The following is a 26,902-nucleotide window of genomic DNA, read 5'->3' on the forward strand; positions in this document are numbered from 1 at the left end:
CCCATTAAATCTACCTTTGCAGCGATCACCATCGAAACAGGAAAAGAAATTACTTTCCGCAACAATGTAATGAATGTGACTCCTCAAGGGAAGCTCAGAAAGATTCCATGAGGGTTGCATCAAAGCCTCACCTATGTGAATGTCATGAGCACACGGAGTTGCCGAATAAATTCGAAAGCTCCAGTTTAGGGGGGGCTCGCACCTCTCTTTCGCTCTTCCGGTTCCGCAAACGGAAAGCGCCCCTTCCTCTATGGCGTGCACCCTCAAGAAATGGATCAGAGTGAACATAGGCAAGAAGCTCCTTACGACGGCTGCGCTCACTACGGCAGGTCTTGCTCTCGCAGCCGCGCCGGCCATGGCTCAGAGCAACGCTCACGGCTACGCCTCCTACGAATCGTGCGGCGCGCTCAGCTGCATCACCGTCGAAACGGCTGAAGGCTGGTTCACGGCCGAGGGCGAGACCCTGAAGGTCTGCGATATCCATCCTGACGGCCACCGCGCGGCGGGCGAACTGCAGTGGTACAGCGGAGGTGCCACCCACATCTACGGTGCCGCTGCCACCGGCGGTGAGGGCTCTTGTGCCACCTGGAGTGACAAGGACATCCCCGAGGGCACCTCGGTCACGATGCGACTCTGGGACCAGGACGGAGCTTCCGGGAGCCGTCAGCACACCAAGGAATACCACGGCACCGCGTGATCCACAGTTGACCGTGTGACCGGTCAACGCTAATCGGCCCCGCTGAGCATCGGCTCAGCGGGGCTTAGTGCTGCGAAGCGGCAGGCAATGCCGAATACAACGCGCTGTTCGGAAAATGCGATCAGGCCGAGGCCGGCGAGAACGAAGAGCACCGTACCGGAATCCGGCATCGCGTAGACAAGGGATCATGCAATAGCGGCACTCAGCCGCGATCCGACGTCGCCCCTCCCTAGGGCCGTTCCGCCACCCCGTCCCGTCATGCAGGATGCTCGGATGACCCCGTCTCCCTTCGTACGCCCCTACCGCCCCCAAGACCGCGCCGCCCTCGAGGACATCTGCGTCCGCACCGCCCACGCGGGCCGGGACAGCCGCCCGCACTACCAGGACCCCGGCGTCTTCCCGGCGGCCTTCGCGGCGCCCTACGTGCATCTCGAACCGGAGCTGGCCTTCGTCCTGGACGACGGGGAGGGGCGGGCCGTCGGGTACGTCCTCGGGACCGCCGACACGCCCCGGTTCGTCGAGGACTACCGGGTGAAGTGGCTGCCCCTGGTGGCCGACCGCTACCCGGAGCCCCGCCACGAGCCCCGCACTCCCGACGAGGAGATCGTCCGGCTCCTGCACCGCCCCGAGCGCATGCTCGTGCCCGAAGTCGCCGCCTACCCCGCCCACTTGCACATCGATCTGCTCCCGGAATGGCAGGGGCGCGGGTACGGGCGGGCGCTCATGGAGACCTTCCTGCGCGCCCTGCACGAGCGGGGCGTGGCCGCCGTACACCTGTCGATGGTGTCCGCCAACACGCCCGCCCGTGCCTTCTACGACCGCCTCGGCTTCCACGCGATCGACGTGCCGGACGCCGACGCGACCGTCACCTACCTGGGCCGCTCGACGAGTCCGGCCGAGGAGCTCAGGATCCGGCGCTGAACGCGACGTCCTTCGCCGCCACCACGTCCGCCCTGCGGCCCGGTGCCGAGTGGTACCGCCAGTAGAGGTTGGTGTGCGCGATGACCTGGTCCGGCGGCGGGGAGCCCCACTTGCTGTTGTCCGGGGCGGTGTGGGCGTCGGCGACGAGCGTGACGTCGTAACCCCGCACGAAGGCGCCGTGGATGGTGGAGCGTATGCAGGCGTCGGTCTCGGCGCCGGCCACCACCAGGTGCCCCACCCCGGCGCGGGCCAGGACGTCCTCCAGGTCCGTGTCCTCGAAGGAGTCGCCGTACGACTTGTGCACCAGGGGCTCGGTGTCCAGGCGGGGCAGCTCGGAGACGTACTCCCAGGCTTCGCTGCCCTTCTCCAGCCCCTCGTCGGAGTGCTGGACCCAGACGAGGGTGACACCCTGCTCGCGGGCCCTGTCGACGAGGGAGGCGATGGCGGCGACGACCTCGTCGCGCTGGTACGCCTCGGCGACGACGCCCTTCTGGACGTCGATGACGAGCAGTGCTGTGTGGGGCCGTTCAGACAGTGTGGTCATGTCCCTCACGCTAGACCGTGCCACTGACACTCACCCCGCTGGAATCCGGGCCGGGTCGGCCCGGACGAAACCGGCCAGTGCGGGCGCCCCGTCCCCACGGATCCCTCACCGGCCGGTTCTCATCTCAGGCGGTACGTCAGACGCGTACCAGCTCCCGGTCCTCGTCCGGATCCGCGTCCTTCTCGGCCCGGGTGCGCAGGCCCTCGCCCTCGACGTCGACGTTGGGCAGCGCGCGGTCCAGCCACTTCGGCAGCCACCAGGCGCGGCGGCCGAGCAGGGCGAGGACCGCGGGGACGATCGCCATGCGGACCACGAACGCGTCGAAGAAGACGGCGATCGCGAGGCCGAAGCCGATCATCTTGATCATCGACTCGCCGGAGCTGATGAAGCCCGCGAAGACGGCCATCATGATGACCGCGGCGGCGACCACGACCCGGGCGCTGTGCTTGAACCCGGTCACGATGGCCTGGCTCGGGGACTCGCCGTGGACGTAGGCCTCGCGCATGCGGGTCACGAGGAAGACCTCGTAGTCCATCGCGAGGCCGAAGACCACGCCGACCATGAAGATCGGCATCATCGACATGATCGGGCCGGTCTCCTCGACGCCGAGCACCCCGCCCAGCCAGCCCCACTGGAAGACCGCGACGACGGCGCCGAGCGCGGCGAGCACCGAGAGCAGGAAGCCGAGGGCCGCCTTCAGCGGGACCAGGATCGAGCGGAAGACCACGATCAGCAGGAGGAAGGCGAGGCCGACCACCAGGCCCAGGTACGGGATCAGGGCGTCGGAGAGCTTCTGCGAGAAGTCGATGTTCATCGCGGTGGTGCCGGTGACCAGGACGTCCGCGTCCGCCTTGGACGCGACGTCGTCGCGGATGGCGTGCACCAGGTCCTCGGTCCGGGTGGAGGACGGCTTGGAGCCGGGGACGACGGTGATGGTCGCGGTGTCGCCGGCCTTGTTGAAGGCCGCCGGGGTGACCGTGACGACGTCCTTGAGGCCCTTGATCCCGTCGGTCACGGTGGTGGCGGCGGCCTTCGGGTCGTCGCTGTCCTTCGCGTCGACCACGATCATCAGCGGGCCGTTGAAGCCGGGCCCGAAGCCCTCCGAGAGGAGGTCGTAGGCGCGGCGCTGGGTCGTGGACGTCGGCTGCGAACCGTCGTCGGGCAGGCCCAGTTCCAACTGGCTGACCGGCAGCGCGACGGCCCCGAGGCCGACCACGCCGAGCAGCAGCACGGCGACGGGACGGCGGATGACGAAGCTCGCCCAGCGGGTGCCCAGGTTGGGCTTCACCACCGCTGTCCCGGAGGACTTCTCGCGCTTCTCTCCCGCCGGGCGGATCTTGCGGCCCGCGTACCCGAGCAGCGCGGGGATCATGGTCAACGCGATGAGGACGGCGATCACGACCGTGCCGGCCGCGGCCAGGCCCATCTTGGTCAGCATCGGCACGTTGACGACGGCGAGACCGGCCAGCGCGATCACGACCGTGAGGCCGGCGAAGACCACCGCGGAACCGGCGGTGCCGGTGGCCCGGCCCGCCGCCTCCTCGCGGTCGCGGCCCTCGGCCAGCTCGGCGCGGTAGCGGGAGACGATGAACAGGGCGTAGTCGATGCCGACCGCGAGGCCGATCATCCCCGCGAGCGTGGAGGTGGTGCTGCCGAGGTCGAGCGCCTTGGCGAGGACGGCGATGGTGGAGACGCCGATCGACACGCCGATGATCGCCGTCAGCAGCGGCAGCCCCGCCGCGACGAGCGAGCCCAGGGTGATGACCAGGACGACCGCGGCGAGGGCGAGTCCGATGACCTCACCGATCGCTCCCGCCTCCGGCTGGGCCTGGAGCGCGTCGCCGCCGACGTCGACGGTCAGGCCGGTGTCCCGGGCCTCGGCGGCGGCCTTCTCCAGGGCGTCCTGGGTGGCGTCCTTGAGCTCCATGCCGGGAACGTCGTAGCGCACCGACGTGTAGGCGACCGTGCCGTCCTTGCTGACCGCGCCGGTCGTGAACGGGTCGGTGACGGAAACGACCTCGGAGCCGTCGCCGAGTTCCTTGACGGTCTTGGCGACGGTCGCCCTGTTGGCGGCGTCCGTCATCTTCTCGCCCTCGGGCGCCTTGAAGACCACGCGTCCGGTCGCGCCGTCGGCGCTGGCCCCGGGGAAACGCTGTTCCAGCAGGTCGAAGGCCTTCTGGGCCTCGGTGCCGGGGATGGAGAAGGAGGTCGAGCCGGCCGCGGGGGCGCTGAACGCGCCGACGCCCGCGAGCGTCAGCAGGGCCACCCACATGAGGGCGACGAAGTGCCGTCGCCGGAAGGCGAGCCGGCCGAGTTGGTAGAGGAAAGTGGCCACGAAGGCGTACTCCCGGTCAGGTCGTGGTTCTTCAGGGCAGGGGTGTTCAGCCCGACGACGTGAGCGGTTACGTCAGGTGGAGGGCTTGCTGGGGCGACTGTGGGTCAGTCGTTCGGAACACCGAGGGCGGGGAGGACCACGGCGTCGATGTACGAAAGGAGGAAGGCCTGGGTCGGCGGCAGCTCGTCGATCATCGTGCGGGCCGCGAACCCGCCGATCATCATGTGCATCATGAACTCGATCGCCGGGTTGTCGGGGCGTACCTCGCCCCGGTCGATCGCCCGCTGCACCAGTCGGCGGAACTGCGCCGTCTCGGGTTCGATGAGATGCTCGCGGAACGCCTTCAGGAGATCCGGGTTGCCGTGGATCGCCATGGCCAGGCCCCGCATGAGCGCGGAGTTCTGCTCCATCGTGCAGTCGTCCGAGCGCATGGTGAGGGCGTGCAGGTCGCCCTTGAGGGACCCGGTGTCGATGTCGTCGAGACCGATACCGCCCGGCTTGCTGTGCCGCACGGCTTTCGCCACCAGCTCGGCCTTGCCGCCCCACTGGCGGTAGAGCGTGGCCTTGCTGGAACGGGTGCGGGCGGCGACGGCGTCCATGGTGAGGGCGTCGTAGCCGACCTCGCGGAGCAGTTCGAGCACGGCCTCGTAGAGCTCGGCCTCGCGCTCGGGGGTGATGCGGCTGCGACGTGCGGTCGAGACCTCGGTCATGTCACTCACCCTTTCCGCTCCGGTACGTGGAACGACACTGTTTCGTACGACACGAATGTAGCGCATCCGCCAGCGAAACGAAACTGTTTCGTTCGTGTTGCGGGTCACCTCAGTCCGTCCCCGGTGGATTTTTCACAAGTTGCTCCGGTCCATCCCCGGGAAAAGCATGGGGAGGTGAGCTATCTGCGCCTTCCGCATCTGAGCGGCGACCTGCTGTGCTTCGTGGCCGAGGACGACCTCTGGCTGGCCCCCCTCGACGGCCCGGGCCGAGCCTGGCGGCTGACCGTGGACCGCACCAAGGTCGGCCACCCCCGCTTCTCACCCGACGGCCGCCACATCGCGTACACGAGCTGGCGCAGTCTCGTCCCCGAGATCCATCTGGCGGACGTGGACGGCGGACCGGCCCGGCGGCTCACCTACTGGGGCTCGACGGACACCCAGGTGTGCGGCTGGACCCCCCAGGGGACGATCCTCGCCGTCGCCTCCCACGGCGAGCCCTTCTCCTACTTCACCTGGGCGTACAAGGTCCCCACCGACGGCTCCCCCGGCCAGAAGCTCCCCTGGGGTCCGGTCTCCGACATCCAGGTCGCCGACCGCAGGACGCTCCTCCTCACCGGCACCCCGCCGCACGAGCCGGCCGCCTGGAAGCGCTACCGGGGCGGCGCCACGGGCCGCCTGTGGCTGCACGGCGAACGCCTGCTGCCCGACCTCGGCGGCCACCTCCACTCCCCGATGTTCGTCGGCGACCGGATCGCCTTCCTCTCCGACCACGAGGGCGTCGGCAACCTCTACTCCTGCGCCCACGACGGCTCCGACCTGCGCCGCCACACCGACCACGACGCCTTCTACGCCCGGCACGCCTCCAGCGACGGCACCCGGGTCGTGTACCAGTGCGCGGGCGACCTGTGGATCGTCGACGACCTCGCGTCCGCCGAGCCGCGCAGACTCGACGTACGGCTGAGCGGGCCGCGCGCGGGACGCCGTACCTACCAGGTGCCGGCCGCCCAGCACGTGGACGGCATCTCGGTCGACGAGACGGGCCGCGCGAGCGCGGTCGTCGTCCGCGGCAGCCTGTACTGGCTGACCCACCGGGACGGCCCGGCCCGCACGATCACCGACACTCCGGGGGTACGGGTCCGGCTCCCCGAGATGCTCGGTTCCGTCGGCCAGGTCGCCTACGTGACGGACGCGGAGGGCGAGGACGCCGTGGAGATCGCGTACCTGCCGCGGGCGACCGGTGACCGCGAGCCGCGCCGGCTGGCCTCCGGAGAACTGGGCCGGGTCCTGGAGCTGGTCTCCGACCCGAGGGGTGAGCGCCTGGCCGTCGCCGCGCACGACGGCCGCCTGCTGCTCCTGACCGTGTCCGATGATGCGGCTGACGCCGCGGGGACCGAGGAGTCCGGCGGGGCGGTCACCGAGCTCATCCGCTCGGTCAACGGCCCGGTCCGCGACCTCGCCTTCTCCCCCGACGGCTGCTGGCTGACCTGGTCGCACCCGGGGATCGGCCGCTCGCTGCGCCAGATCAAGATGGCCCGCATCAAGGACCGCCTGATCGTCGACGTGACCAACGGCCGCTTCGAGGACGAGAACCCGGTCTTCACCCGGGACGGCCGCTACCTCGCCTTCCTCTCCTGGCGCGGTTTCGACCCGGTCTACGACGTCCACACCGGCGACCTGTCCTTCCCGCTCGGCTGCCGCCCCTACCTGGTCCCGCTGTCCTCGGCCACCCCTTCCCCCTTCGCCCTGAACCCGGAGGGCCGCCCGGCCGCCGGGGGCCTGGACCCGGTCGAGGACGGAAGCGGCGAGGGCGGCGACGGCGGCGCGGTGACCGTCGAACTCGAAGGCCTGGAGAGCCGGGTGACTCCCTTCCCGGTCCCCGCCTCCAAGTACTCGGCGCTGTACCCGGTCGCGGGCGGGGGCCTGGTCTGGCTGCGGTGGCCGATCTCGGGGGCGCTCGGCGAGACCTTCGTCAACCCGGACGACACCTCCGAGCGCCCCACCCTCGAACACTTCGCCATCAGCAAGGCGAAGAAGACCGAACTCGTCGAGCACCTGGACTGGTTCGCGGTCAGCGGCGACGGCTCCCGGCTGGTCCTCGTCGACGAGGGCGACCTGCGCGCCACCCCCGCGACGGAGTCCGGCGACAGCGACTCGACCGTCTGGATCGACCTGCGCCGCATCCTCCACGAGGTCGACCCGGCCGCCGAGTGGCGCCAGTCGTACGAGGAGGCGGGCCGCCTGATCCGGGCGTACTTCTGGGATCCCGGGATGTGCGGCATCGACTGGGACGCGGTGCTCGACCAGTACCGCCCGCTGCTCGAACGGGTCGCCTCCCCCGACGAGTTCGCCGACCTCCTGCGCGAGGTCCTCGGCGAACTGGGCACCTCCCACGCCTACGTCACCGCCGCCCGCCGCAACGAGGGCCCAGCCCACTACCAGCGCCGCCAGGGCCTGCTCGGCGCCAACTTCGTCCTCAGGGACGGCGGCTGGACGGTCCGGCGGATCCTGCCCGGCGACTCCTCGGACTCCAAGGCCCGCTCCCCGCTGGCCGGCACCGGCATCCGCGAGGGCGCCGTCCTCACCCACGTCGACGGCCGCCCCGTCGACCCGGTCACCGGCCCGTATCCACTCCTCGCGGCGGCGGGCGGTACGACGGTGGAGCTGACGTTCACCCCGGCGGAGGGCGAGGGCAGGGCCCGCCGGGTGGCGGTGGTCCCCCTCCTCGACGAGAGACCGCTCCGCTACCAGGACTGGGTGGCCAAACGCCGGGCCGTGGTCCGGGAGTTGAGCGGCGGCCGCTGCGGCTATCTGCACATCCCCGACATGGGCGGCTCGGGCTGGGCCCAGTTCAACCGGGACCTGCGCATGGAGGTCTCCCGCCCCGCCCTCATCGTCGACGTACGCGGCAACGCGGGCGGCCACATCAGCGAACTGGTCGTGGAGAAGCTGACCCGCACAATCCTCGGCTGGGACCTGACGAGAAACGCCCAGCCGGTGTCGTACGCCTCGAACGCCCCGCGCGGGCCGGTGGTCGCCCTGGCCGACGAAGCGACCTCCTCGGACGGCGACATGATCACGGCGGCCTTCAAACTCCTGAAGCTGGGACCGGTGGTGGGCCAGCGCACCTGGGGCGGAGTGGTCGGCATGACCGGCCGCCACCAGCTCGGCGACGGCACGGTGATCACGGTCCCGATGAACGCGGCCTGGTTCGACGCGTACGGCTGGTCGGTGGAGAACCAGGGCGTCACCCCCGACCTGGAGATCCTCCGCACCCCCCTGGACTGGGCGGAGGGCCGCCACGCCCAACTGGACGACGCGGTCACGCTGGCGCTGGACCTCCTGGAAACCAACCCCCCTGCAACACCGCCGGACTACCGGGACGTACCGAACAGGGCAAGGCCCAAGTTGCCGCCGAGGTCTTGAGAGGGCCGCGAGAAGCCCCACCGGCCGACAGCCGAACAACGACAGTGTGGGGCGCCCTCCAACCAACAGAGGACGCCCCACACTTCAAGCAGTGACTACATGTCGTAGTCGGGGTCGAGCCGCTCCTGCTCCTCGCGGCGCATCCGCTCGGCCTCCTCGTCCCGCATACGCTCACTGTCCTGCTCGCCGCGGCGACCCCGCTCCCGGCCCTCCTGGGCCTTCTGCTTGGCCTGCTGCTGCCACTGCTCGGACTTGTCCTGGAACTGGTCCTTCATACCCATGTGGGTTCACTCCCGTGGGGGTGAGGGGAAGAGCCCCTGGCCGGGGCCTCGACCAGATTCACACGCCCGGACAAAGAACGCATTTCGATCAGTCACGGTGCGTAGCGGGGGCCTTGGCGCGAGCCTCCTCATCAGCCGCCCCACCTGCACCGACGAGCCCGATCCGCAGTCCCTCCAACCGCTGCCCGAACCGCCGCATCTCCCGCTGTCCGACGGTCCCGATGAGCCCCGGCAGATACCCCCGCATCCCCTGCATCCCGCGCAGCCACCCCTGCCCGTACACGTGACTGGACCGCCGCTCGATCCCCGCCACGATCCGCTCCACCGCGGGACCCGGCGGATACGTCTTGTTGGCCGGCCACGGCAGCCGCTGCCTGAGCTCCCGCATGACGTCGTCCTGGTCGGCCCCGCGCACCATGTCGGTGTCGGTCCACGACAGATAGCCCACCCCGACCCGCACGCCCCGGTGGCCGACCTCGCCGCGCAGGCTGTGCGCGAACGCCTCCACACCGGACTTGGACGCGCAGTACGCGGTCATCATCGGCGCCGGGGTGATCGCCGCGAGGGAGGCGATCTGGAGCAGATACCCGCGGCTCTCCATCAGCACCGGAAGGAACGCCCGTGCGGTGACGGCCGATCCGATGAGATTGACCTCGATCACCCGCCGCCACGCCTCCGGATCGGAGTCCACGAACGGCCCGCCGGTCGCGACCCCGGCGTTGGCGACCACGATGTCGACCTTCCCGAACCGCTCCTTCACCTCCCCCGCCACCCCGGCCATCGCCTCGTGATCCGTCACGTCGGCGTACCAGTGGTCGCTGTCACCGTGCAGCCGCCCGGAGAGCTGCTTGAGCGCGTCCGGTTCGAGGCCGACCAGCGCGACCTTCGCCCCGCGCGCGGACAGCTTGCGGGCGAGCAGCTCGCCCACGCCCCGCGCGGCCCCCGTGACGACCGCGACCTGTCCTTCCAGACCGACCCTGCTCATGCGCCCTCCTTGACCTGGACGTACGTGGTGACGAGTTCCCGGATCCGCGCGCTGACCTGCTCGGGCGCCTCCACCGGTGTCATGTGGCCGACGCCGGGCAGCTCGGTGACGCCGAGGCAGTCCGGCAGCGCGGCGGCCAACTGGTGTGCGTGCACAGGCGGGGTGAGCCGGTCGGCCGTACCGACGAGGACGGCCGTCGGCACGGTGAGCTGCCGTACACCGTGGTCCAGATCGAGCAGGTCGAGCACCCGCGACCAGGCGTACCGCACCTTGCGCGGGCAGGCGTGCACGATCCGCGCGCACGCCTCCACCATGTGCGGGGCCGAACCCGGGCCCATCGTGCCGTACTTGAGGATCCGCAGCGCGAGCGGCGTGACCGGCCCGAGCGGCGCCCGCGCCCCGAGGACCCGCCGGGTCAGCCAGGTCCGCAGCCGCCCGGCTCGGATCGGGACCAGGGTCGACTCGGCGACCAGCCGCGACGAACCGGTGCTGCACAGCAGGACGGCCGCGGCATGCGCACGGAACCCCGGGCGTTCCGCCGCCGCCATCACCGTCATCCCACCCATCGAGTGACCGACGATCACCGCCTTCTCACCCTCCCCGAGCACCGCTTCCAGTACGGCTTCGAGGTCGTCGGCGAGCCCGTCCGCACTGCACGCCGGGCTCGCCGGACTGCGCCCGTGGCCGCGCTGGTCGTACGCGACGACCCGGTGGTCGACGGAGAGTTCACGGATCTGCGCGGCCCAGAAGGCGGTGGAACAGGTCCAGCCGTGGGCGAGGACGACGGGCGGCGCGTTCCCGGGCCCGTGCACCTCCACGTGCAGCCGGGCGCCGTCGGCGGAGAGGGCGGTGAGTTCACGCGCCGGGGCGGGCGGGGCGTAGGGCCCGGAGGAGACATGCGCCGGTCGGCTCATACGGCGGTCACCTCCGCGTGCGCCGGCACCCGCAGCACCTCGTACTCGGCGAGGTCCACCCGCCGGGTCGCCCGCCGGAACTCGGTCGTCGTGCCGGGCCAGATCGTGCTGTTGCGGCCGTTGGCGTCCAGGTACCAGCTGGTGCAGCCGCCGGTGTTCCACACCGTGCGCTTCATGCGCTCCTGCACCCGCTGGTTCCAGGCCTGCACGGCGGAGGGGCGGGCGTCGAGGGCCACGCGGCCGCCGAGGACGTCGAGTTGGCGCACGAAGTCGGCCAGGTAGTTCAGCTGGGACTCGATCATCAGGATCATCGAGGAGTTCCCGAGGCCGGTGTTGGGCCCGATGACGGTCATCCAGTTGGGGAAACCGGCCACGGAGGCACCCCGCAGCGCCTCCATCCCGCCCTTCCACGCCTCGGCGAGGGTGCACCCGTCCGCGCCGACGACCCGGTCGGCGATCGGCATGTCGGTGACGTGGAAGCCCGTGCCGAAGACGATCGCGTCGGCCTGCGTCTCGGTGCCGTCGGCGGCGACGAGAGTCGATCCCTCGACGCGGCTGAGCCCGCTCGCGACCACGTCCACGTTGGGCTGGGCGAGCGCCGGGTAGTAGGTGCTGCTCAGCAGGATCCGCTTGCAGCCGATGCGGTAGTCGGGGGTGAGCTTGGCGCGCAGCGCCGGGTCCTTGATGGCGCGGGCCATGTTCCGCTTGGCCAGCTGCTCCACGGCACCGAGTTCGTTCGGGTGCTTGGTGAACGCCTGGACCTGCAACTCCCTGATCCCCCACTGCAGTCCGCGCCGGACCTGGGTGGTGAAGGGCAGCAGCCGGTGCAGCCGGCGCTCGGCGCCGCTGATCGCCCGGTCCACGCGGGGCAGGACCCAGGGCGGGGTGCGCTGGAACAGCGTGACGTGCTGGGCGAGCGGCTGGACGGCCGGCACGATCTGGATGGCCGAGGCACCCGTCCCGATCATGGCGACCCGCTTGCCGCGCAGGTCGTAGTCGTGGTCCCAGCGGGCGGAGTGGAAGACCTTGCCGGGGAAGGAGTCGAGCCCCGGGATGTCCGGGATCTTCGGATCGGAGAGCGGCCCGGTGGCGGAGACGACGAAGTCGGCCGAGAGACGGCCACTGGCGGTCTCGATGTCCCACCGCAGCTTCTCGCCGTCCCACGTCATCCGCTTCACCTCGGAGTCGAGGCGGAGGTGCGGGCGGAGCCGGAAGACGTCCGTCACATGCTCCAGATAGGCGCGGATGTGCTCCTGCCCGGAGAAGGTGCGCGGCCAGTCGGGGTTGGGCGCGAAGGAGAACGAGTACAGGTGGGACGGCACATCGCAGGCACACCCCGGATAGCTGTTGTCCCGCCAGGTCCCGCCCACGCCGCCGGCCCGCTCCAGCACGACGAAGTCGGTGACCCCCTCCCGCCGCAGCCGTACGGCGGCTCCCAGCCCACCGAACCCGGACCCGACCACCGCCACCCGCACATGCTCGTGTTCGGCCATGCCGACACCCTTCCCTGCGCGACTCCGCCAGTGAACACTGGCGCAATGGGAGGGTAGAGCAGGTCCGTACTCATGGGTAGGGGGCGGGGAGAAGGAAAGTTACCGCGGGTACGACATAGGGTGCGGGCGTGGCAGAAGACGGAGGACGACACGAGTACCGCATGGAGGAACTGGCCCGCCTGGCCGGCATCACGGTGCGCACCCTGCGCTTCTACCGCGAACGCAAACTCATCCCGCCCCCTCGCCGCGAGGGCCGTATCGCCTGGTACGACGACCACCACCTGGCCCGCCTGCGCACGATCGCGGCCCTCCTGGAACGCGGCCACACCCTCACCGGCATCGCGGAACTGGCGGAGGCCCTCGACCACGGCCGCGACGTCGCCGACGTCCTGGGTGTGACACCTCCCACGGAGGAGGAACCGGTCCGCCTCACCCCCGAGGAACTCGCCGCCCGCTTCGAGGGCGAGGTCACCGCGGAGAACCTCGCGGCCGCGCTCGACCTCGGCTACCTCGGCACCGACGGCGACGAGATCGTCCACATCAGCCGCCGCCTCCTGGACGTCTCCTCCACCCTGGTCCGCGAGGGCATCCCCCTCGGAGAGGTCCTGGCAGCCGGCAAACGCGTCCGCGAACACGTCGACGACCTCGCGGAAATGTTCGCCGACCTGATCCTCCGCCACGCCGACGAGAACGACCTCCAACGCCTGCGCCCCCTGGCCCGGAGCGTGGTGGAGGCAGAACTGTCACTGGCCCTGGACCGGCGGTTGCGGAAGCGGGACCAGAGGGCCGACTAGAGGTCGTAGACGACCGTCACGGGAGCGTGGTCCGACCAGCGCTCGGCGTGCGTGGCGGCACGCTCGACGTACCCCTTGAGGGCCTTGGCGGCCAGCCCCGGCGTGGAGACGTGGTAGTCGATCCTCCAACCGGAATCGTTGTCGAACGCCCGCCCCCGGTACGACCACCACGAGTACGGCCCCTCCACGTCCGGATGCAGCGACCGTACGACGTCGACGTAGCCCCCGTCGTTCTCGTCGAACACCTGCGTGAGCCACGCCCGTTCCTCCGGCAGGAACCCGGAGCTCTTCTGGTTGGCGCGCCAGTTCTTGAGGTCGGCCTGCTGGTGGGCGATGTTCCAGTCGCCGCAGACCACGACTTCACGGCCGTCGGCGGCGGCACGGACCCTCAGATCCTTCAGGTACACCAGGAACTCGTCCATGAAGCGCACCTTCTCGTCCTGCCGCTCGGTGCCGACCTCGCCGGAGGGCAGGTAGAGGGAGGCGACGATGACGCCGGGCAGGTCGGCCTCGACGTACCGCCCGCTGGTGTCGAACTCGGCCGAGCCGAAGCCGATCCGGACCCGGTCCGGCTCACGTCGGGTGTAGAGGGAGACCCCGGCCCGCCCCTTGGCGGCGGCGGGAGCGTGCACCACGTGCCAGCCCTCGGGGGCGCGGACCGTCTCGGGCAGCTGCTGCGGCTCGGCGCGCACCTCCTGAAGGCAGAGCGCGTCGGCGGAGGTGTCCGCGAGCCACTCCACGAAGCCCTTCTTCGCGGCGGCACGCAGCCCGTTCACATTGGCGGAGGTCACAGTGAGCACCCGGGAACGATACCGGCACACTGGAGGGCATGATGATCCGCCGTGTCCCCTTCGACCACCCCGACGCCGTGAAGCTCAACGACCAGGTCCAGGCCGAGTACCACGTCCGCTACGGCGACGGCGGCGACGCCACCGAGCTGGCCCCGACGGACTTCGAGCACCCGAACGGCGTGTATCTGATCGCGTACGACGAGAGGGACAGCCCCGTCGCCACGGGCGGCTGGCGCGCCCAGGACACCAACGGCGAGGGCAATCTGGACGGCGACGCCGAGCTCAAGCGCATGTATGTGATCGAGTCGATGCGCGGCCGCGGTCTCGCCCGGCGCATCCTCGCCGCCCTGGAGGACCACGCCCGCGCGGCCGGCCGCCGCCGCATGGTCCTGGAGACCGGCACCAAGCAGCCGGAGGCCATAGCCCTGTACACGTCCAGCGGCTACGAACCCTGCGTGAAGTTCGGCTACTACCGCTTCCACGAGGAGAGCCGCTGCTACGCGAAGGCGCTGTGAGCCGGCCATACACAAGGCAGCCGTACACATGACAGAAGACCCGCTCCTGAATCAGGAGCGGGTCTTCATGATGCGTGGACCTGAGGGGATTTGAACCCCTGGCCCCCTCGATGCGAACGAGGTGCGCTACCGGACTGCGCCACAGGCCCTTGCAACGAGTGAAACTCTAGCATCCCCGTCCGGGTGCTTGGAAATCCGTTCCCGGCTGGTCAGAGCGCGGGGATTTCGGCGCCCTCTCTCACTCGTTGGCCGCGCGCGGCCGCTCGCCTTCCTCGTACTGGTCGAAGAGCGGGGTGCGGCCACGCTCGCGTGCCCGGCGGGCGGAGGCGGCGCGACGGGCGTCGGTACGGCCGTCCGCCGAGGGCATGTCCTCCGCGTCGGCGGAGGCGTCCTCCGTCTCCCCGTCCTCCGCCGTCTCCTGACCGGAGTGCTCGGGGGCCACGGCGCTGGACCGGGCCGAACTCCACGCGTCCGGTGCGCCGAGGTCCACGTCCGCGGTGGCCCGCGGAGCTACGGGGGCGGTGACATAGGTCGGCAGCGGCACCGGTACCGGGTCCCAGCTGTCGCCGTGCCCCGGCCTGCGCTGGCGCTCGCGCTGCTGGTCGACCCACTCGGCGTGGTCGGTCTGCTCGACGAGGGCGCGCCGGTCGGCGGCGAGCGCCGAGAGGCCGGGATCGGTCTCGGTGCCTGGTCCCTCGTCCGGTTCGTCGGCGTCCACGCCGGTGCTCACGGAGGCGCGCCGGCGCGGCTGGCGCGCGCGTTCCCGCAGGTGCTGGGCGGCGGCCTCGGCCCGGCGTCGGTCCATCTGATAGGCGAAGCGGCGGCGTTCCTGGGAACGCAGGTACGCGATGTAGGCGCTGAGCATCACGGCGGGCACGCCGGGCGCCCACAGGAAGGCGAGTCCTCCGACGGCGGCGACGATCGCGCCGAGCGTGAAGGCGAGGAAGAGCATGACCGTCGTACGCCGTCGGCGCGCGAGTACCTTCGTGCGCCGGGCGCGCGCGGCGGCCGCTTCCGCGGCGGCCGTGCGGCGGGCGGCGGACACGGGGGGCTGCTTCCGCGTCGGGGCGTCGCCGTGGTCGGGCGCGGGCGGGTTCGTTTTCGCGCGCGCCGGGTCGCCGTGCCCGGCTTCCCGCCCTGTGTCCCGTTCCGCTTCCCGCGCCTGCTCGCGCGTCGCCTGGGCCTGCGGACGGTGCGGAGGCATGGCGAAGGCCCGGACGTCCACCGAGTCGGTGACGGCATCCGGTTCGTCGGCGCCGTGCTCCCCCTCGTCGGTGGAGCGCGCGCGCAGGTCCTTGGCGTACCGACGCTCCATGCCCGCCCGTCCGGAGAGCAACCGGATGGCGGTGCTGAAGCGTTCCGTCGGACGGGCCTCGTTCAGCTCGTCCTGCCTACGGAGCCACATCGGCACCAAGTAGGCGGCCCAGGCCCCGACAATGACTGCGTAGATGAGGCCGCTGCTGCTCACGCCTCACACGGTAGAGGGGTTTGCGTGAGGCCATCTGCCAATTGCGCCGGTGTGTCGCACGATCTGGCTGATATTTCGAGCTTTTTTTGTGACCGATCCGATCAGCAGACCGCCCCAGTCGCGAATTCAATGCCCCGAGACGGTCATGCACCGATCATTTTCGAACATCTATTCCATTTCCGGGACCGGCGAACGACTATGCGGGATTGTCGTGCGGTGTACTGCGGGAGCGGGCCCGCTGCCAGCGCCTCAGCAGCCCGTCGGGTACCTCTTCCGCGGTGAGCGCGAACACGAGATGGTCCCGCCAGGCCCCGTCGATGTGGAGATAGCGCGGCCGCAGTCCCTCCTCGCGGAATCCGAGTTTCTCCACGACCCGTCGGCTGGGCCCGTTCTCGGGGCGAATACAGACCTCGATGCGGTGCAGACCCACGGTGCGGAAACAGTGGTCCACGACAAGGGCCACGGCGGTCGGCATGACTCCGCGTCCGGCCACCGACTGGTCCACCCAGTAGCCGACGTGTCCCGAGCACATCGAGCCCCAGGTGATCCCGGCGACCGTCAACTGCCCGACCAGCTGTCCCCGGTACTCGATGACGAACGGCAGCATCCGCCCGGCGTTCGCCTCGGACCTCAGGTGCCGGACCATCTGGCGGTAGGTCGGCCGGTGCGCGATCGGGCCGGTCGGGGTGGGCGGCGGAATGGTCGCCTCCCAGGGGCGCAGCCAGTCCCGGTTGCGCCGGTTGACCTCGCGCCAGACCCGCTGGTCGCGCATCTTTATCGGCCTCAGGACGACATCGCCGTCCGCCAGTACGACGGGCCAGGACGGGCTGTTCAGCTCGCACCCCCACTGCCGGCGCCGGGTCTTGGGTGGTCGCCGCCGCGGAGCTGGTCGACGGCGTGGGTCAACAGGGGCTCCAGGACGGCCAGTCCGTCCTTCACCCCGCCACTGGAACCCGGCAGGTTGACGATCAGTGTGCGTCCCGCGACCCCGGCCAGGCCCCGGGAGAGCGCGGCGGTCGGCACCTTGTCCCGTCCGAACGCCCGGATGGCCTCCGCGATGCCCGGCACCTCGTGGTCGATCACCGCGCGGGTCGCCTCGGGGGTGCGGTCGGTGGGCGAGATGCCGGTGCCGCCGGTGGTGACGATCACGTCGTATCCGGCCTGCGCTCCCGCGCGCAGGGCCGCCTCCACGGGGTCGCCGTCGGGGACGACCTCAGGGCCGTCGACAGTGAAGCCGAAGCCTCTCAGGCCGTCGGCGATCAGCGGGCCGCCCTTGTCCTCGTAGACGCCGGCGGCCGCCCGGTTGGAGGCGGTGATCACGAGTGCGCGGTACGTCATGCCCGGCTCCAGTCGCCGGACTTGCCGCCCGTCTTCTCCTCCACCCGTACGTCCGTGATGACCGCTCCCTTGTCGACCGCCTTGACCATGTCGATCACGGTGAGCGCGGCGACGGAGACCGCGGTGAGGGCCTCCATCTCGACGCCCGTGCGGTCCGTCGTCTTCACGGTGGCCCAGATCTCCACGGCGTCGTCCGCGACCGACAGCTCCAGTTTCACACCCGACACCGACAACGGGTGGCACAGCGGGATCAGATCGGGGGTGCGTTTGGCGCCCATGATGCCCGCGATGCGCGCGGTGGCCAGGGCGTCGCCCTTGGGGACGCCCTCGCCGCGCAGCAGCTCGATCACCCGGGGCGACACGAGCACGCGCCCGCTCGCGCGCGCGGTGCGTGCGGTGACGTCCTTGCCGGAGACATCGACCATGCGGGCGGCTCCCGCCTCGTCGATGTGCGTCAGTCGGTCCTGCGTACTCATGGTTGTGCGGCGCTCCCGGTCCGGCCTGTTGTGCGCGACACGGTACCGCCAACCTGGGGTGCTCAGCCGAGCAGGACCACTTCGACCTCGGTGCCGGGCTCGACGGACTCCACGTCCTCCGGTACGACGATCAGCGCGTCCGCCCGCGCGAGGGCCGCCACCAGATGGGAGCCCGCGCCGCCGACCGGGGTGACCGCGCCGTCGGCGTACATGCCGCGCAGGAACTGCCGGCGCCCCTTGGGCGAGGTCAGCGCCTTGTCCGCGGTGAGGGTGGCCCGGGTCCGCGGCCGGTGGACGTCGTCGAGGCCCATGAGGGTGCGGATCGCGGGGCGGACGAACAGTTCGAAGGAGACGTACGACGACACGGGGTTGCCCGGCAGGGCGAGGAGCGGTGTGTGGTCGGGGCCGACGGTGCCGAAGCCCTGGGGCTTGCCGGGCTGCATGGCGAGCTTGCGGAAGTCGACGCCGCTGCCCGGCTCGTCCTCGTCACCGACGGAGGACAGCGCCTCCTTGACGACGTCGTACGCCCCGACGCTGACGCCGCCCGTGGTGACCATGAGGTCGGCGCGGACGAGCTGGTCCTCGATGGTGGAGCGCAGGGTCTCGGCGTCGTCGGCGACGGCGCCCACCCGGTAGGCGATGGCCCCGGCGTCCCGGGCGGCGGCGGTGAGGGCGAAGCTGTTGGAGTCGTAGATCTGGCCGGTGCCGAGGCTCTCGTCGGGCGGGACGAGCTCGCTGCCGGTGGACATGACGACCACGCGCGGGCGTGGGCGCACCCGGACGGTGCCGCGGCCGATGGCGGCGAGCAGGGCGATCTGCGGCGGGCCGAGGACGGTGCCGGCGTCCAGGGCGCGGTCGCCGGCCCGTACGTCGCTGCCCTGGGCGCGCACATGCGCGCGTGCCTCGGCGGGCCGGTACACGTAGACGTGCCCCTCGGCGCCCTCGGGGGCGAGGCTGCGGGCGCGCATCGAGCTGACCGGGCCCTCGCCGAGGCCTCCGTCGGTCCATTCGACGGGGACGACGGTCTCGGCGCCGGGCGGCAGCGGGGCGCCGGTCATGATGCGGGCGGCCTGGCCGGGGCCGACGTGGAGCAGTTCGGAATGGCCCGCCGCCACGTCCCCGACGACGTCCAGGACGGCCGGGAACTCCTCGCTCGCGCCCGCCACGTCCGCGACCCGCACCGCGTACCCGTCCATGGAGCTGTTGTCGAACGGGGGCAGGGACACCGGGACCGTGACGTCCTCGACCAGGACGCAGCCCTGGGCGTCGAGCAGTTGCAGCTCGATGGGTTCGAGGGGGCGGACGGTCGCGAGGATGTCCTCCAGGTGTTCGTCCACCGACCAGAGGTGGTCCTGGCCGGCGGTGCGGGGCGCGGCGCTGCTCAAGTGCCTACATCTCCTCGGCTACGTAACTGCGAAGCCAGGTCCGGAAGTCCGGGCCCAGGTCTTCACGTTCGCACGCGAGTCTGACAATGGCACGCAGATAGTCGCCGCGGTCGCCGGTGTCATAGCGGCGGCCCTTGAAGACGACGCCGTGCACCGGGCCGCCGACCTTCTCGTCCTGCGCGAGCTGCTGGAGGGCGTCGGTGAGCTGGATCTCGTTGCCCCGGCCCGGCTCCGTCTTGCGGAGTATGTCGAAGATGCGCGGGTCGAGGACGTAGCGGCCGATGACCGCGTAGTTCGACGGGGCGTCGGCGGCGTCCGGCTTCTCGACCAGGCCGCTCACCCTGACGACGTCGCTGTCCTCGGTCTCCTCGACGACGGCGCAGCCGTAGAGGTGGATCTGCTCGGGCGCGACCTCCATCAGCGCGATGACGCTGCCGCCGTGCTGCTCCTGGACCTCGATCATCCGCTTGAGCAGGGGGTCGCGGGCGTCGATCAGGTCGTCGCCGAGGAGGACGGCGAAGGGTTCGTGGCCCACGTGGGGGGCCGCGCACAGGACGGCGTGGCCGAGGCCGCGGGGGTCGCCCTGGCGCACGTAGTGCATGGTGGCGAGGTCGCTGGACTCCTGGACCTTGGCGAGCCGGCTGGCGTCGCCCTTCTTCTGGAGGGCGGACTCGAGCTCGTAGTTGCGGTCGAAGTGGTCCTCGAGGGGGCGCTTGTTGCGTCCCGTGATCATGAGGACGTCGTCGAGGCCCGCCGACACGGCCTCCTCGACCACGTACTGGATCGCCGGCTTGTCGACCACCGGCAGCATCTCCTTGGGAGTGGCCTTGGTTGCCGGCAGGAAGCGGGTGCCGAGCCCGGCTGCCGGAATGACAGCCTTGCTGATCCGAGGGTGCGACTGAGTCATGTCCGCACCTTAACCGGTGCCTTTGCCTGGAATCTGGGGATCCGGTTAATAAGCTCTTATATGAGCGTATGGGAAGGGTACGGGTGCACACTTTGAGTCACGTCGGACGTCCCACCGAGCCTGACAAGCGAGCGTTGCGTCGAGACTACCTGGCGGTGAGAAACAGGTTGACGGCCGATGACGTGCGGGAAGCGGCGTCCGCGCTGGCCGGCCAGGCCCTCGATCTGCCCGAGCTCACGGGTGCCCGCACCGTGGCGGCGTACGTCTCGGTGGGGAGCGAGCCCGGCACGCTCACGCTCCTGGACGCGCTGCGCGAGCGGGGCGTGCGCGTGCTGCTCCCGGCGCTGCTGCCGGACAACGATCTGGACTGGGGTGCCTACACCGGCGAGGGCTCTCTCGCGCGCGTGCAACACGGCGGAAAGATGACCCTCTTCGAGCCCGTCGGCGAGCGTCTGGGCCCGGACGCCGTGACCGGCGCCGACGTCGTGCTGCTGCCCGGCCTCGCGGTGGACGGGCGCGGGATGCGCCTGGGGCGCGGCGGGGGGTCGTACGACCGGGTGCTCGCGCGCCTGGAGCGCGCGGGCGCACGACCGGCGCTGGTGGTGCTCCTGTACGACTCCGAGGTCGTCGCGCATGTCCCGGCGGAGGCACATGACCGCCCGGTGCACGCGGCGGTGACGCCGTCGGGTGTGCGCCGTTTCCGCTCCCCCGCGTGAGACCTGCAGGAGAAAGGCCCTCCACGCGCGCGGAGGGCCTTTCCCGGGGCTACCGCCGCAGGGTCACGGCTTCAGCAGCAGGGTGTCGCTCGTGCTCTTGTCGACGGCGGCGTCCGAGAACGACCAGTCGAGCAGCTCGCCCTTGACCCACTTGCCGGTCTGGTCGGTGTAGTGCGCGCTGTAGGCGTGCCCGGAGGCGCCGGTGAGGTTGATCCACTTTGATTTGTCGAGGTCACCGAGGTTGACCACCATGCGCATCGAGGGCACCCAGACGACGCCGTAGCCGCCCGCCGCGTTCCAGCCGGTCGCGTTGACCGTCGCCTCGCCGCCGCTGAGCTTCCAGGGGCCGCGGTTGAGCATGTACTGGAGGAAGCCGGGACCGTCGACGCCCAGGGTCTGGTTCTTCAGGAACAGGCGGTGCAGCCGGCCCCAGCTCCAGGTGTCGATGTCCTTGCCGAGCTTGGCGGTCAGCTCCCAGCGGGCGTCGATCATGGCGCGCTTGAACAGGTCGTCACGGTTGGTGGCCGCAGGACGGTCACCGACGCCCTTGGGGGTCTTCCACCAGTCGCTGTTCTCGTCGTCCATGAGCTTGCGCACGACCTCGAACCAGCGGTCGCCGCCGTCCGGCTGCGCCTGGTCGGCGGCGCGCTGACCGCACTCGCGGACCTTGTCCGCCTCGTCGGCGGGCCCGGTGGTGTTGATGGGGTCGACCCACAGGCACTGGCCCTTGACCCGCAGCTCCTTGGGCAGCTTGTTGCCGAACGCGAGCTTGAGGATGTTGCGCCACACCGCGTTGAAGTAGGCGGCCGCGGCCGAGTCGGCGTCCTGGGTGTAGTCCCAGCCCTCCAGGAGCTCCTGCGCCTGGCGGACGTCCTTGTCCGGGAGGTCGATCTTCAGCAGCTTGGGCACCAGCAGCTTGGCGATCTCACTGCTGTTGTCGAGCTGCATCTGGCGCATGTCGTCGGTGGAGATCTTGCCGCCGCCCTTGATCTTCTGCTCGATCAGGTCGGTGATGCGCTGGCTGCGGGTGCCGTAGCCCCAGTCCGTGGTGAGCGTGTAGGGGTACTTGTCCTTGTCGACCACGGCCTGGTTGGCGGTGACGATGTAGCCGCGCTCCGGGTTGTACTCGTAGGGCAGCTCGTCCTGCTCGATGTACTTGCCGGTCCAGCGGTACTTGGGGTCCCAGCCCGGGGCCGGGATGGCACCGGTGTCGCCCTTGGCGCGGATCGGGATACGGCCGGGCAGCGTGTAGCCGATGTTCTCCGAGTCGGCGTAGACGAGGTTCTGCGAGGGCACGTCGAACAGGGCCGCCGCCGCGCGGAACTCGCTCCAGTTCGACGCCTTGTCCATCGCGAACACGGCGTCCATGGAGGTGCCGGGGTCGAGCGCGGTCCAGCGCAGGGCGACGCCGTAGCCGTCGCCGCGGTCGGGGGCCGCGTTGTCGACGGTGGCCTTCTTGCCGACCTTGACGAGCTCGTCGTAGCGGTCGGAGAGCAGGGGGCCGTTGTTCGTCTCACGGACGACGATCTTCTTGGACGCGCCGCCGGCGACCTTGATGGTCTCCTCGCGCGTGGTGAACGGCTTCGTCCTGCCGCCGTAGAGGTAGCCGTCGCCGGAGAGCTTCTCCAGGTAGAGGTCGGTGACGTCGACGCCGGAGTTCGTCATGCCCCAGGCGATCTTCGCGTTGTGGCCGATGACCACGCCGGGCATGCCCGCGAAGGTGTAACCGGAGACGTCGTACTGGCACTTGCTGGAGACGGTCCGGCAGTGCAGACCCATCTGGTACCAGACGGACGGCAGCGAGGCGGACAGGTGCGGGTCGTTGGCGAGCAGGGGCTTGCCGGTGATGGTGTGCGTGCCGGCGACGACCCAGGAGTTGGAGCCGATGCCCTGGCCGTTGACCCCGACGGCCGTGGGGACGTCGTCCAGGACCTTGTAGAGGCCCGAGAGCTGGCTCTGCAGGGCCGAGGCGGTCGAGGTCGAGGCCGACGTGCCGGTCGCGGTGCCGCCCGTGGCCGTTCCGGTGCCCGTGCCTGTTCCGGTGCCGCTCGTGGACGTTCCGGAGCCGGACAGGCCGTTCTGCTGCGAGCTGCCGTCCTGCTCGAAGGTCCCGGTCAGCTCGTTGTACTGGCCCTCCTGGACGATCGCCTGGTTGCGGCTGTACGGGTACTCCGGGTACAGGTCGGCGATCTGCTTCGGGCCGAGGCGGCTGGTCATCAGGGCGCGGTCGATCTCGTCCTGCATGTTGCCGCGCAGGTCCCAGGCCATCGCCTTCAGCCACGCGACCGAGTCGACCGGGGTCCACTTCGCGGGCTTGTAGTCGTTCTTGAAGCCGAGCGCCGCGTACTCCAGCGAGATGTCCTTGCCGCTCTTGCCCTGGAGGTAGGCGTTGACTCCCTTGGCGTACGCCTGGAGGTACTTCTTGGTGGAGGCCGACAGCTTGGTGTCGTACTCCTTCTTCGCGACCCGGTCCCAGCCCAGGGTGCGCAGGAACTCGTCGTCCTCGACCTGGCCCTTGCCGAACATCTCCGACAGGCGCCCGGAGGTCATGTGCCGGCGCACGTCCATCTCGTAGAACCGGTCCTGCGCCTGCACGTAGCCCTGCGCCATGAACAGGTCCGCGTCCGAGGAGGCGTAGATCTGCGGGATGCCGTAGCTGTCGCGCTTGACGTCCACCGGACCCGACAGGCCCTCGAGCTCGACCGAGCCCTTGGTCTGCGGGAAGGACGCGCGGACCGTGCTTACCGACCAGTACCCGCCGTAGGCGACGGCGCCGACGAGGGCCAGTACGAGGACGAGAACGATCAGGCGGGCTCTGCGCCCCTTCTTCCTGCCGGACTTGCCGGGCTGCTGACCCGATGAGGCGGTGGTGGTGGGGGGCATCGCTGTCCTTGCTGTCCTAACGCGAGCGGCAGGGCGGGCTGTGCTTTCCAATGAGCGCTGGAGCAACCATAGGCGCAGCACTCAGGCCGACTTGACGCGGAGTAGGGAACGAACGCGGACGAGCGTTCGATCTCGCCTCGCGGAGTGTCAAGAAATCGTCAAGAGTTAGGTAAGGTAACGAAGTACTTGGATGCGGAGGTCCGCCACTTCGTGTCCTATGTACGTGAGCTCACGCGCGCGTGATGCGGGTGAGCCAGGGAAGGGAACGGCCGCTGACTGTCCACCACCTCAACCAGCTCCTGCTCGTCTGCTCGCTCGTCCTGCTCGTCGCCGTGGCAGCGGTCCGGATCTCCTCGCGCAGCGGGCTCCCCAGCCTGCTCGTGTACCTGGGGATCGGCATCGCCATGGGCCAGGACGGCATCGGCGACATCCACTTCGACAACGCCGAACTGACCCAGGTCATCGGGTACGCGGCCCTGGTCGTGATCCTGGCCGAGGGCGGCCTCGGCACGAAGTGGAAGGAGATCAAGCCGGCCCTGCCGGCCGCCACCGCGCTGGCGCTGGGCGGGGTCGCGGTGAGCGTCGGGGTCACGGCGACGGCCGCGCACTACCTGATCGGCCTGGAGTGGCGCCAGGCGCTCATCATCGGCGCGGTGGTCTCCTCCACGGACGCGGCGGCGGTCTTCTCCGTGCTGCGCAAGATCCCCCTGCCCGCGCGCGTGACCGGCACGCTGGAGGCCGAGTCCGGTTTCAACGACGCCCCTGTCGTCATCCTGGTGGTCGCCTTCTCCCAGACCGGTCCGGTCGAGCACTGGTACACGCTGATCGCCGAGATAACCCTGGAGCTGGCCATCGGCGCGGCCCTCGGCATCGCGGTGGGCTGGCTGGGCTCCTGGGGCCTTCGGCACGTCGCCCTGCCCGCCTCCGGCCTGTATCCGATCGCGGTCATGGCGATCGCCGTCACCGCGTACGCGGCGGGCGCCCTGGCGCACGGCAGCGGCTTCCTCGCCGTCTACCTCGCCTCCATGGCGATGGGCAACGCCAAGCTGCCGCACTGGCCGGCCACCCGCGGTTTCGCCGACGGGCTCGGCTGGATCGCCCAGATCGGCATGTTCGTCCTGCTCGGCCTGCTGGTCACCCCGCACGAGCTGGGCGACGACGTCCTGCCCGGCCTCGTCATCGGGCTGGTGCTGACCATGGTGGCGCGGCCGCTGAGCGTCTTCCTGTGCCTGACGCCGTTCCGGGTGCCCTGGCAGGAGCAGACCCTCATGTCCTGGGCCGGGCTGCGCGGCGCCGTGCCCATCATCCTCGCGACGATCCCCATGGTGAGCGGCATCGAGGGCAGCCGTCGCGTCTTCAACATCGTCTTCGTCCTGGTCGTCGTCTACACCCTCGTGCAGGGTCCGACACTGCCCTGGCTGGCGCGCAAGCTGAGCCTGGGCGGGGACTCGGAGGCCGCCGACCTCGGGATCGAGTCCGCTCCCCTGGAGCGGCTGCGCGGGCACCTGCTGTCCGTCGCGATCCCCGAGGGCTCCCGGATGCACGGCGTCGAGGTCAACGAGCTGCGGCTGCCGGCCGGGGCCGCGGTCACCCTGGTCGTCCGCGATGAAAAATCGTTCGTTCCGCTGCCCACGACCGTGCTGCGACGCGGGGACGAACTGCTCGTCGTCGCCACCGACCCGGTCCGCGACGCCGCCGAACGGCGCCTGCGCGCGGTGGGCCACGGCGGCAAGCTGGCCGACTGGCTCGGCACCGGCGGCACCGGCGGCACCGGGAGCGCTCGTTAACAGCGTGTTTCGCGCCCCCTGTACGATGGGGGCGCACTCCTGATCGAACCAACTCTGCCTGACGCAGAGCTGGCGCGACCGTATGGCGGCCGGGACGTCCCTCGTGACGTGGTCTTCGGCATCTACCGCAGTCCGCGCAAGAGGACAGCTCTCGGCGCCCCCTTTGCCAAGGGGCCGCGCTACCAGGCGGCAGAAAGGCACGGGCCGTGGCATCCACGGTCACCTCCTCCCGCCCGGGATACGGGCAGCTGCTACGTACCCGCGGCGCCTGGACGTTCCTGCTCCCCGGCTTCGCGGCACGCCAGCCGTTCGCGATGCTCACCCTCTCCCTGGTGCTGCTCGTGCAGCACACCACCGGCTCCTACGGCGCGGCGGGCGCCGTCGCGGCCGTCACCGGCGTCTCCATGGCGCTGTTCGCGCCCTACAGCGGCCGTCTCGCGGACCGCCACGGACAGCGCGCCGTCCTGGTCCCCGGCGTCCTGCTGCACACTCTGTCGGGCCTGTCCCTGACGGCCCTGGCCCTCGCGCACGCGCCCTTGTGGGCCCTGTTCGCGGCGGCCGTGCCCACCGGCGCCTCGGTGCCGCAGATCGGGCCCATGGTGCGCGCCCGCTGGGGCGTGAAGCTCCAGGACTCGCCCCTGATGACCACGGCGGCGGCCTTCGAGTCCGTCACGGACGAGCTGACCTTCGTCTTCGGCCCGCTGCTGGCCACCGCGCTGTGCACCGCCGTCCACCCCGCCGCGGGCCTGCTGACGGAGGCGTCGCTGACGCTGCTCGGCGGTCTGCTGTTCGCCGCGCAGAAGAGCACGCAGCCGTCCGTCGGTCTCGAAGGGCACGCACGCGTGGAACACGCCTCGGCGCTGCGCGTCCCCGGCGTGCGCGTCCTGATCGTGACCTTCCTGGGCATCGGTTCCGTCTTCGGCGGCATGCAGGTCTCCCTGGCCGCGTTCAGCCAGTCGATCGGCGAGCCCGGCCTGAACGGTGTCCTGTACGGCGTCTTCGCCGCGGGCAACATGCTCTCCGGCCTGGTCTGCGGCGCCATCGCCTGGAAGGTGGCCCCCCGGCGACGCCTCGTCGTCGCGTACGGCGCCCTCGCGCTGACGGCCTCCGGCCTGTGGGCCGCGCACTCGGTGCTCGTCCTGGCCGGCCTCGGCCTCCTGGTCGGCATGTGCATCGCGCCCGCCCTGATCACCGGCTACACCCTGGTCGAGGACCTGGTCCCGGCCGGCGCCCGCACCGAGGCCTTCACCTGGCTGACCGGAGCGGTGGCGCTCGGCCAGGCGGCCGCCGTCACGATCGCCGGGCAGCTGGAGGACCGCTTCTGGGGCGGCGCCGGGTTCCTGGTGCCGATGGGGGGCACGGTGCTCGCCCTGGTGACCCTGGTGGCGCTGCGTTCCCGGCTCGCGACGCGGCCCCGCGGCCGTACCGTCGCGCGTGGCGTCGGTCACCGAGTGCCGGTGGCAGTGGACTGATTCTCAGGAATACGTCACTATGGACCATCGTTAGCACTCATTGAGTGAGAGTGCCAGGAGGAAGACA

At 70.5% G+C, this 26,902-nt stretch carries 23 protein-coding genes and 1 tRNA gene; 8 read left to right on the forward strand and 16 right to left on the reverse strand.

The annotated features are described in order from the left end of the window. The first annotated feature begins 280 nt into the window (after positions 1 to 280). Positions 281 to 697 carry a hypothetical protein gene (locus ACFYZ8_RS38005; protein WP_359038995.1) on the forward strand — a complete coding sequence of 139 codons (417 nt, stop codon included), beginning with the start codon at positions 281 to 283 and terminating at the stop codon, positions 695 to 697. 273 nt (positions 698 to 970) lie between these two features. Next, on the forward strand, positions 971 to 1,618 hold the full coding sequence (locus ACFYZ8_RS38010; RefSeq protein WP_388542198.1) for a GNAT family N-acetyltransferase: 648 nt from the start codon (positions 971 to 973) through the stop codon (positions 1,616 to 1,618). Here the strand turns inward: ACFYZ8_RS38010 and ACFYZ8_RS38015 are convergent. The 3 genes from ACFYZ8_RS38015 to ACFYZ8_RS38025 all read right to left on the reverse strand — a co-directional run bounded on the left by ACFYZ8_RS38015 (position 1,602) and on the right by ACFYZ8_RS38025 (position 5,207). Beyond that, complete coding sequence (locus tag ACFYZ8_RS38015) at positions 1,602 to 2,162, reverse strand: isochorismatase family protein (RefSeq protein WP_388542197.1); 561 nt, start codon at positions 2,160 to 2,162, stop codon at positions 1,602 to 1,604. The two genes, ACFYZ8_RS38010 and ACFYZ8_RS38015, sit on opposite strands and share 17 nt — an antisense overlap. Before the next feature lie 136 nt (positions 2,163 to 2,298). After that, complete coding sequence (locus tag ACFYZ8_RS38020) at positions 2,299 to 4,497, reverse strand: MMPL family transporter (protein WP_388542195.1); 2,199 nt, start codon at positions 4,495 to 4,497, stop codon at positions 2,299 to 2,301. A gap of 104 nt (positions 4,498 to 4,601) precedes the next feature. Beyond that, complete coding sequence (locus ACFYZ8_RS38025) at positions 4,602 to 5,207, reverse strand: TetR/AcrR family transcriptional regulator (RefSeq protein ID WP_359038987.1); 606 nt, start codon at positions 5,205 to 5,207, stop codon at positions 4,602 to 4,604. A 174-nt stretch (positions 5,208 to 5,381) separates the two neighbouring features. On the opposite strand from ACFYZ8_RS38025, the gene ACFYZ8_RS38030 reads away from it, so the two are divergent. Further along, entirely contained in the window at positions 5,382 to 8,630 is a 3,249-nt protein-coding gene (locus ACFYZ8_RS38030) for a S41 family peptidase (protein WP_388542193.1), read from the forward strand. 95 nt (positions 8,631 to 8,725) lie between these two features. Here the strand turns inward: ACFYZ8_RS38030 and ACFYZ8_RS38035 are convergent, their stop codons facing one another. From ACFYZ8_RS38035 to ACFYZ8_RS38050, 4 genes are all read right to left on the reverse strand, one after another. Then, entirely contained in the window at positions 8,726 to 8,911 is a 186-nt protein-coding gene (locus ACFYZ8_RS38035; RefSeq protein ID WP_359038983.1) for a hypothetical protein, read from the reverse strand. Positions 8,912 to 8,999: 88 nt separating this feature from the next. Continuing rightward, on the reverse strand, positions 9,000 to 9,896 hold the full coding sequence (locus ACFYZ8_RS38040; protein WP_388542191.1) for an SDR family oxidoreductase: 897 nt from the start codon (positions 9,894 to 9,896) through the stop codon (positions 9,000 to 9,002). Next, positions 9,893 to 10,810 carry an alpha/beta fold hydrolase gene (locus tag ACFYZ8_RS38045; RefSeq protein ID WP_388542190.1) on the reverse strand — a complete coding sequence of 306 codons (918 nt, stop codon included), beginning with the start codon at positions 10,808 to 10,810 and terminating at the stop codon, positions 9,893 to 9,895. The genes ACFYZ8_RS38040 and ACFYZ8_RS38045 overlap by 4 nt, the downstream gene beginning before the upstream one ends. After that, a complete protein-coding gene (locus ACFYZ8_RS38050) occupies positions 10,807 to 12,303 on the reverse strand; it encodes a flavin-containing monooxygenase (protein WP_388542188.1) in 1,497 nt (498 codons plus the stop codon). Before ACFYZ8_RS38050 ends, ACFYZ8_RS38045 begins: the two co-directional genes overlap by 4 nt. A 161-nt stretch (positions 12,304 to 12,464) precedes the next feature. On the opposite strand from ACFYZ8_RS38050, the gene ACFYZ8_RS38055 reads away from it, so the two are divergent. Then, positions 12,465 to 13,097, forward strand: a complete 633-nt coding sequence (locus ACFYZ8_RS38055) for a MerR family transcriptional regulator (RefSeq protein ID WP_359039058.1) — start codon at positions 12,465 to 12,467, stop codon at positions 13,095 to 13,097. Here ACFYZ8_RS38055 and ACFYZ8_RS38060 read toward each other — a convergent pair. Continuing rightward, positions 13,094 to 13,897, reverse strand: a complete 804-nt coding sequence (locus ACFYZ8_RS38060; RefSeq protein ID WP_388542186.1) for an exodeoxyribonuclease III — start codon at positions 13,895 to 13,897, stop codon at positions 13,094 to 13,096. The genes ACFYZ8_RS38055 and ACFYZ8_RS38060 overlap by 4 nt on opposite strands. A 29-nt stretch (positions 13,898 to 13,926) precedes the next feature. Between ACFYZ8_RS38060 and ACFYZ8_RS38065 the strand changes: the two genes are divergently transcribed. Beyond that, positions 13,927 to 14,403, forward strand: a complete 477-nt coding sequence (locus ACFYZ8_RS38065) for a GNAT family N-acetyltransferase (protein ID WP_388542184.1) — start codon at positions 13,927 to 13,929, stop codon at positions 14,401 to 14,403. 75 nt (positions 14,404 to 14,478) lie between these two features. Here ACFYZ8_RS38065 and ACFYZ8_RS38070 read toward each other — a convergent pair. From ACFYZ8_RS38070 to galU, 7 genes are all read right to left on the reverse strand, one after another. Then, positions 14,479 to 14,552, reverse strand: a tRNA-Ala gene (locus tag ACFYZ8_RS38070). An 89-nt stretch (positions 14,553 to 14,641) separates the two neighbouring features. Further along, positions 14,642 to 15,871 (reverse strand): gephyrin-like molybdotransferase receptor GlpR, encoded by a 1,230-nt coding sequence (glpR, locus tag ACFYZ8_RS38075; protein WP_388542182.1) that lies wholly within the window; start codon positions 15,869 to 15,871, stop codon positions 14,642 to 14,644. Positions 15,872 to 16,067: 196 nt separating this feature from the next. Then, the gene (locus tag ACFYZ8_RS38080; protein ID WP_359039055.1) at positions 16,068 to 16,706 is read right to left on the reverse strand and encodes a GNAT family protein; all 639 of its coding nucleotides are present in this window, start codon (positions 16,704 to 16,706) and stop codon (positions 16,068 to 16,070) included. After that, positions 16,703 to 17,209 (reverse strand): MogA/MoaB family molybdenum cofactor biosynthesis protein, encoded by a 507-nt coding sequence (locus tag ACFYZ8_RS38085; protein ID WP_359038970.1) that lies wholly within the window; start codon positions 17,207 to 17,209, stop codon positions 16,703 to 16,705. Before ACFYZ8_RS38085 ends, ACFYZ8_RS38080 begins: the two co-directional genes overlap by 4 nt. Next, a complete protein-coding gene (moaC, locus tag ACFYZ8_RS38090) occupies positions 17,206 to 17,685 on the reverse strand; it encodes a cyclic pyranopterin monophosphate synthase MoaC (RefSeq protein WP_359038968.1) in 480 nt (159 codons plus the stop codon). The genes ACFYZ8_RS38085 and moaC overlap by 4 nt, the downstream gene beginning before the upstream one ends. A 62-nt stretch (positions 17,686 to 17,747) precedes the next feature. Then, entirely contained in the window at positions 17,748 to 19,070 is a 1,323-nt protein-coding gene (gene glp, locus ACFYZ8_RS38095) for a gephyrin-like molybdotransferase Glp (RefSeq protein WP_388542180.1), read from the reverse strand. 4 nt (positions 19,071 to 19,074) lie between these two features. Beyond that, positions 19,075 to 19,977: a UTP--glucose-1-phosphate uridylyltransferase GalU gene (galU, locus tag ACFYZ8_RS38100; RefSeq protein ID WP_388542178.1), complete on the reverse strand. Its 903-nt coding sequence runs from the start codon at positions 19,975 to 19,977 to the stop codon at positions 19,075 to 19,077. A 68-nt stretch (positions 19,978 to 20,045) separates the two neighbouring features. Here galU and ACFYZ8_RS38105 point away from each other — a divergent pair, with 68 nt between their 5' ends. After that, positions 20,046 to 20,693 carry a 5-formyltetrahydrofolate cyclo-ligase gene (locus tag ACFYZ8_RS38105; RefSeq protein WP_388542176.1) on the forward strand — a complete coding sequence of 216 codons (648 nt, stop codon included), beginning with the start codon at positions 20,046 to 20,048 and terminating at the stop codon, positions 20,691 to 20,693. Positions 20,694 to 20,756: 63 nt separating this feature from the next. Here the strand turns inward: ACFYZ8_RS38105 and ACFYZ8_RS38110 are convergent, their stop codons facing one another. Next, positions 20,757 to 23,576: a penicillin acylase family protein gene (locus tag ACFYZ8_RS38110; RefSeq protein ID WP_388542174.1), complete on the reverse strand. Its 2,820-nt coding sequence runs from the start codon at positions 23,574 to 23,576 to the stop codon at positions 20,757 to 20,759. Between the two features lie 242 nt (positions 23,577 to 23,818). Between ACFYZ8_RS38110 and ACFYZ8_RS38115 the strand changes: the two genes are divergently transcribed. Both ACFYZ8_RS38115 and ACFYZ8_RS38120 read left to right on the forward strand, forming a co-directional pair. Then, the gene (locus ACFYZ8_RS38115; RefSeq protein WP_359038958.1) at positions 23,819 to 25,363 is read left to right on the forward strand and encodes a potassium/proton antiporter; all 1,545 of its coding nucleotides are present in this window, start codon (positions 23,819 to 23,821) and stop codon (positions 25,361 to 25,363) included. 206 nt (positions 25,364 to 25,569) lie between these two features. After that, complete coding sequence (locus ACFYZ8_RS38120) at positions 25,570 to 26,835, forward strand: MFS transporter (protein WP_359038956.1); 1,266 nt, start codon at positions 25,570 to 25,572, stop codon at positions 26,833 to 26,835. Positions 26,836 to 26,902 lie beyond the last annotated feature (67 nt).

The sequence above is a fragment of the Streptomyces sp. NPDC001668 genome, assembly GCF_042893155.1.
GTDB lineage: Bacteria > Actinomycetota > Actinomycetes > Streptomycetales > Streptomycetaceae > Streptomyces.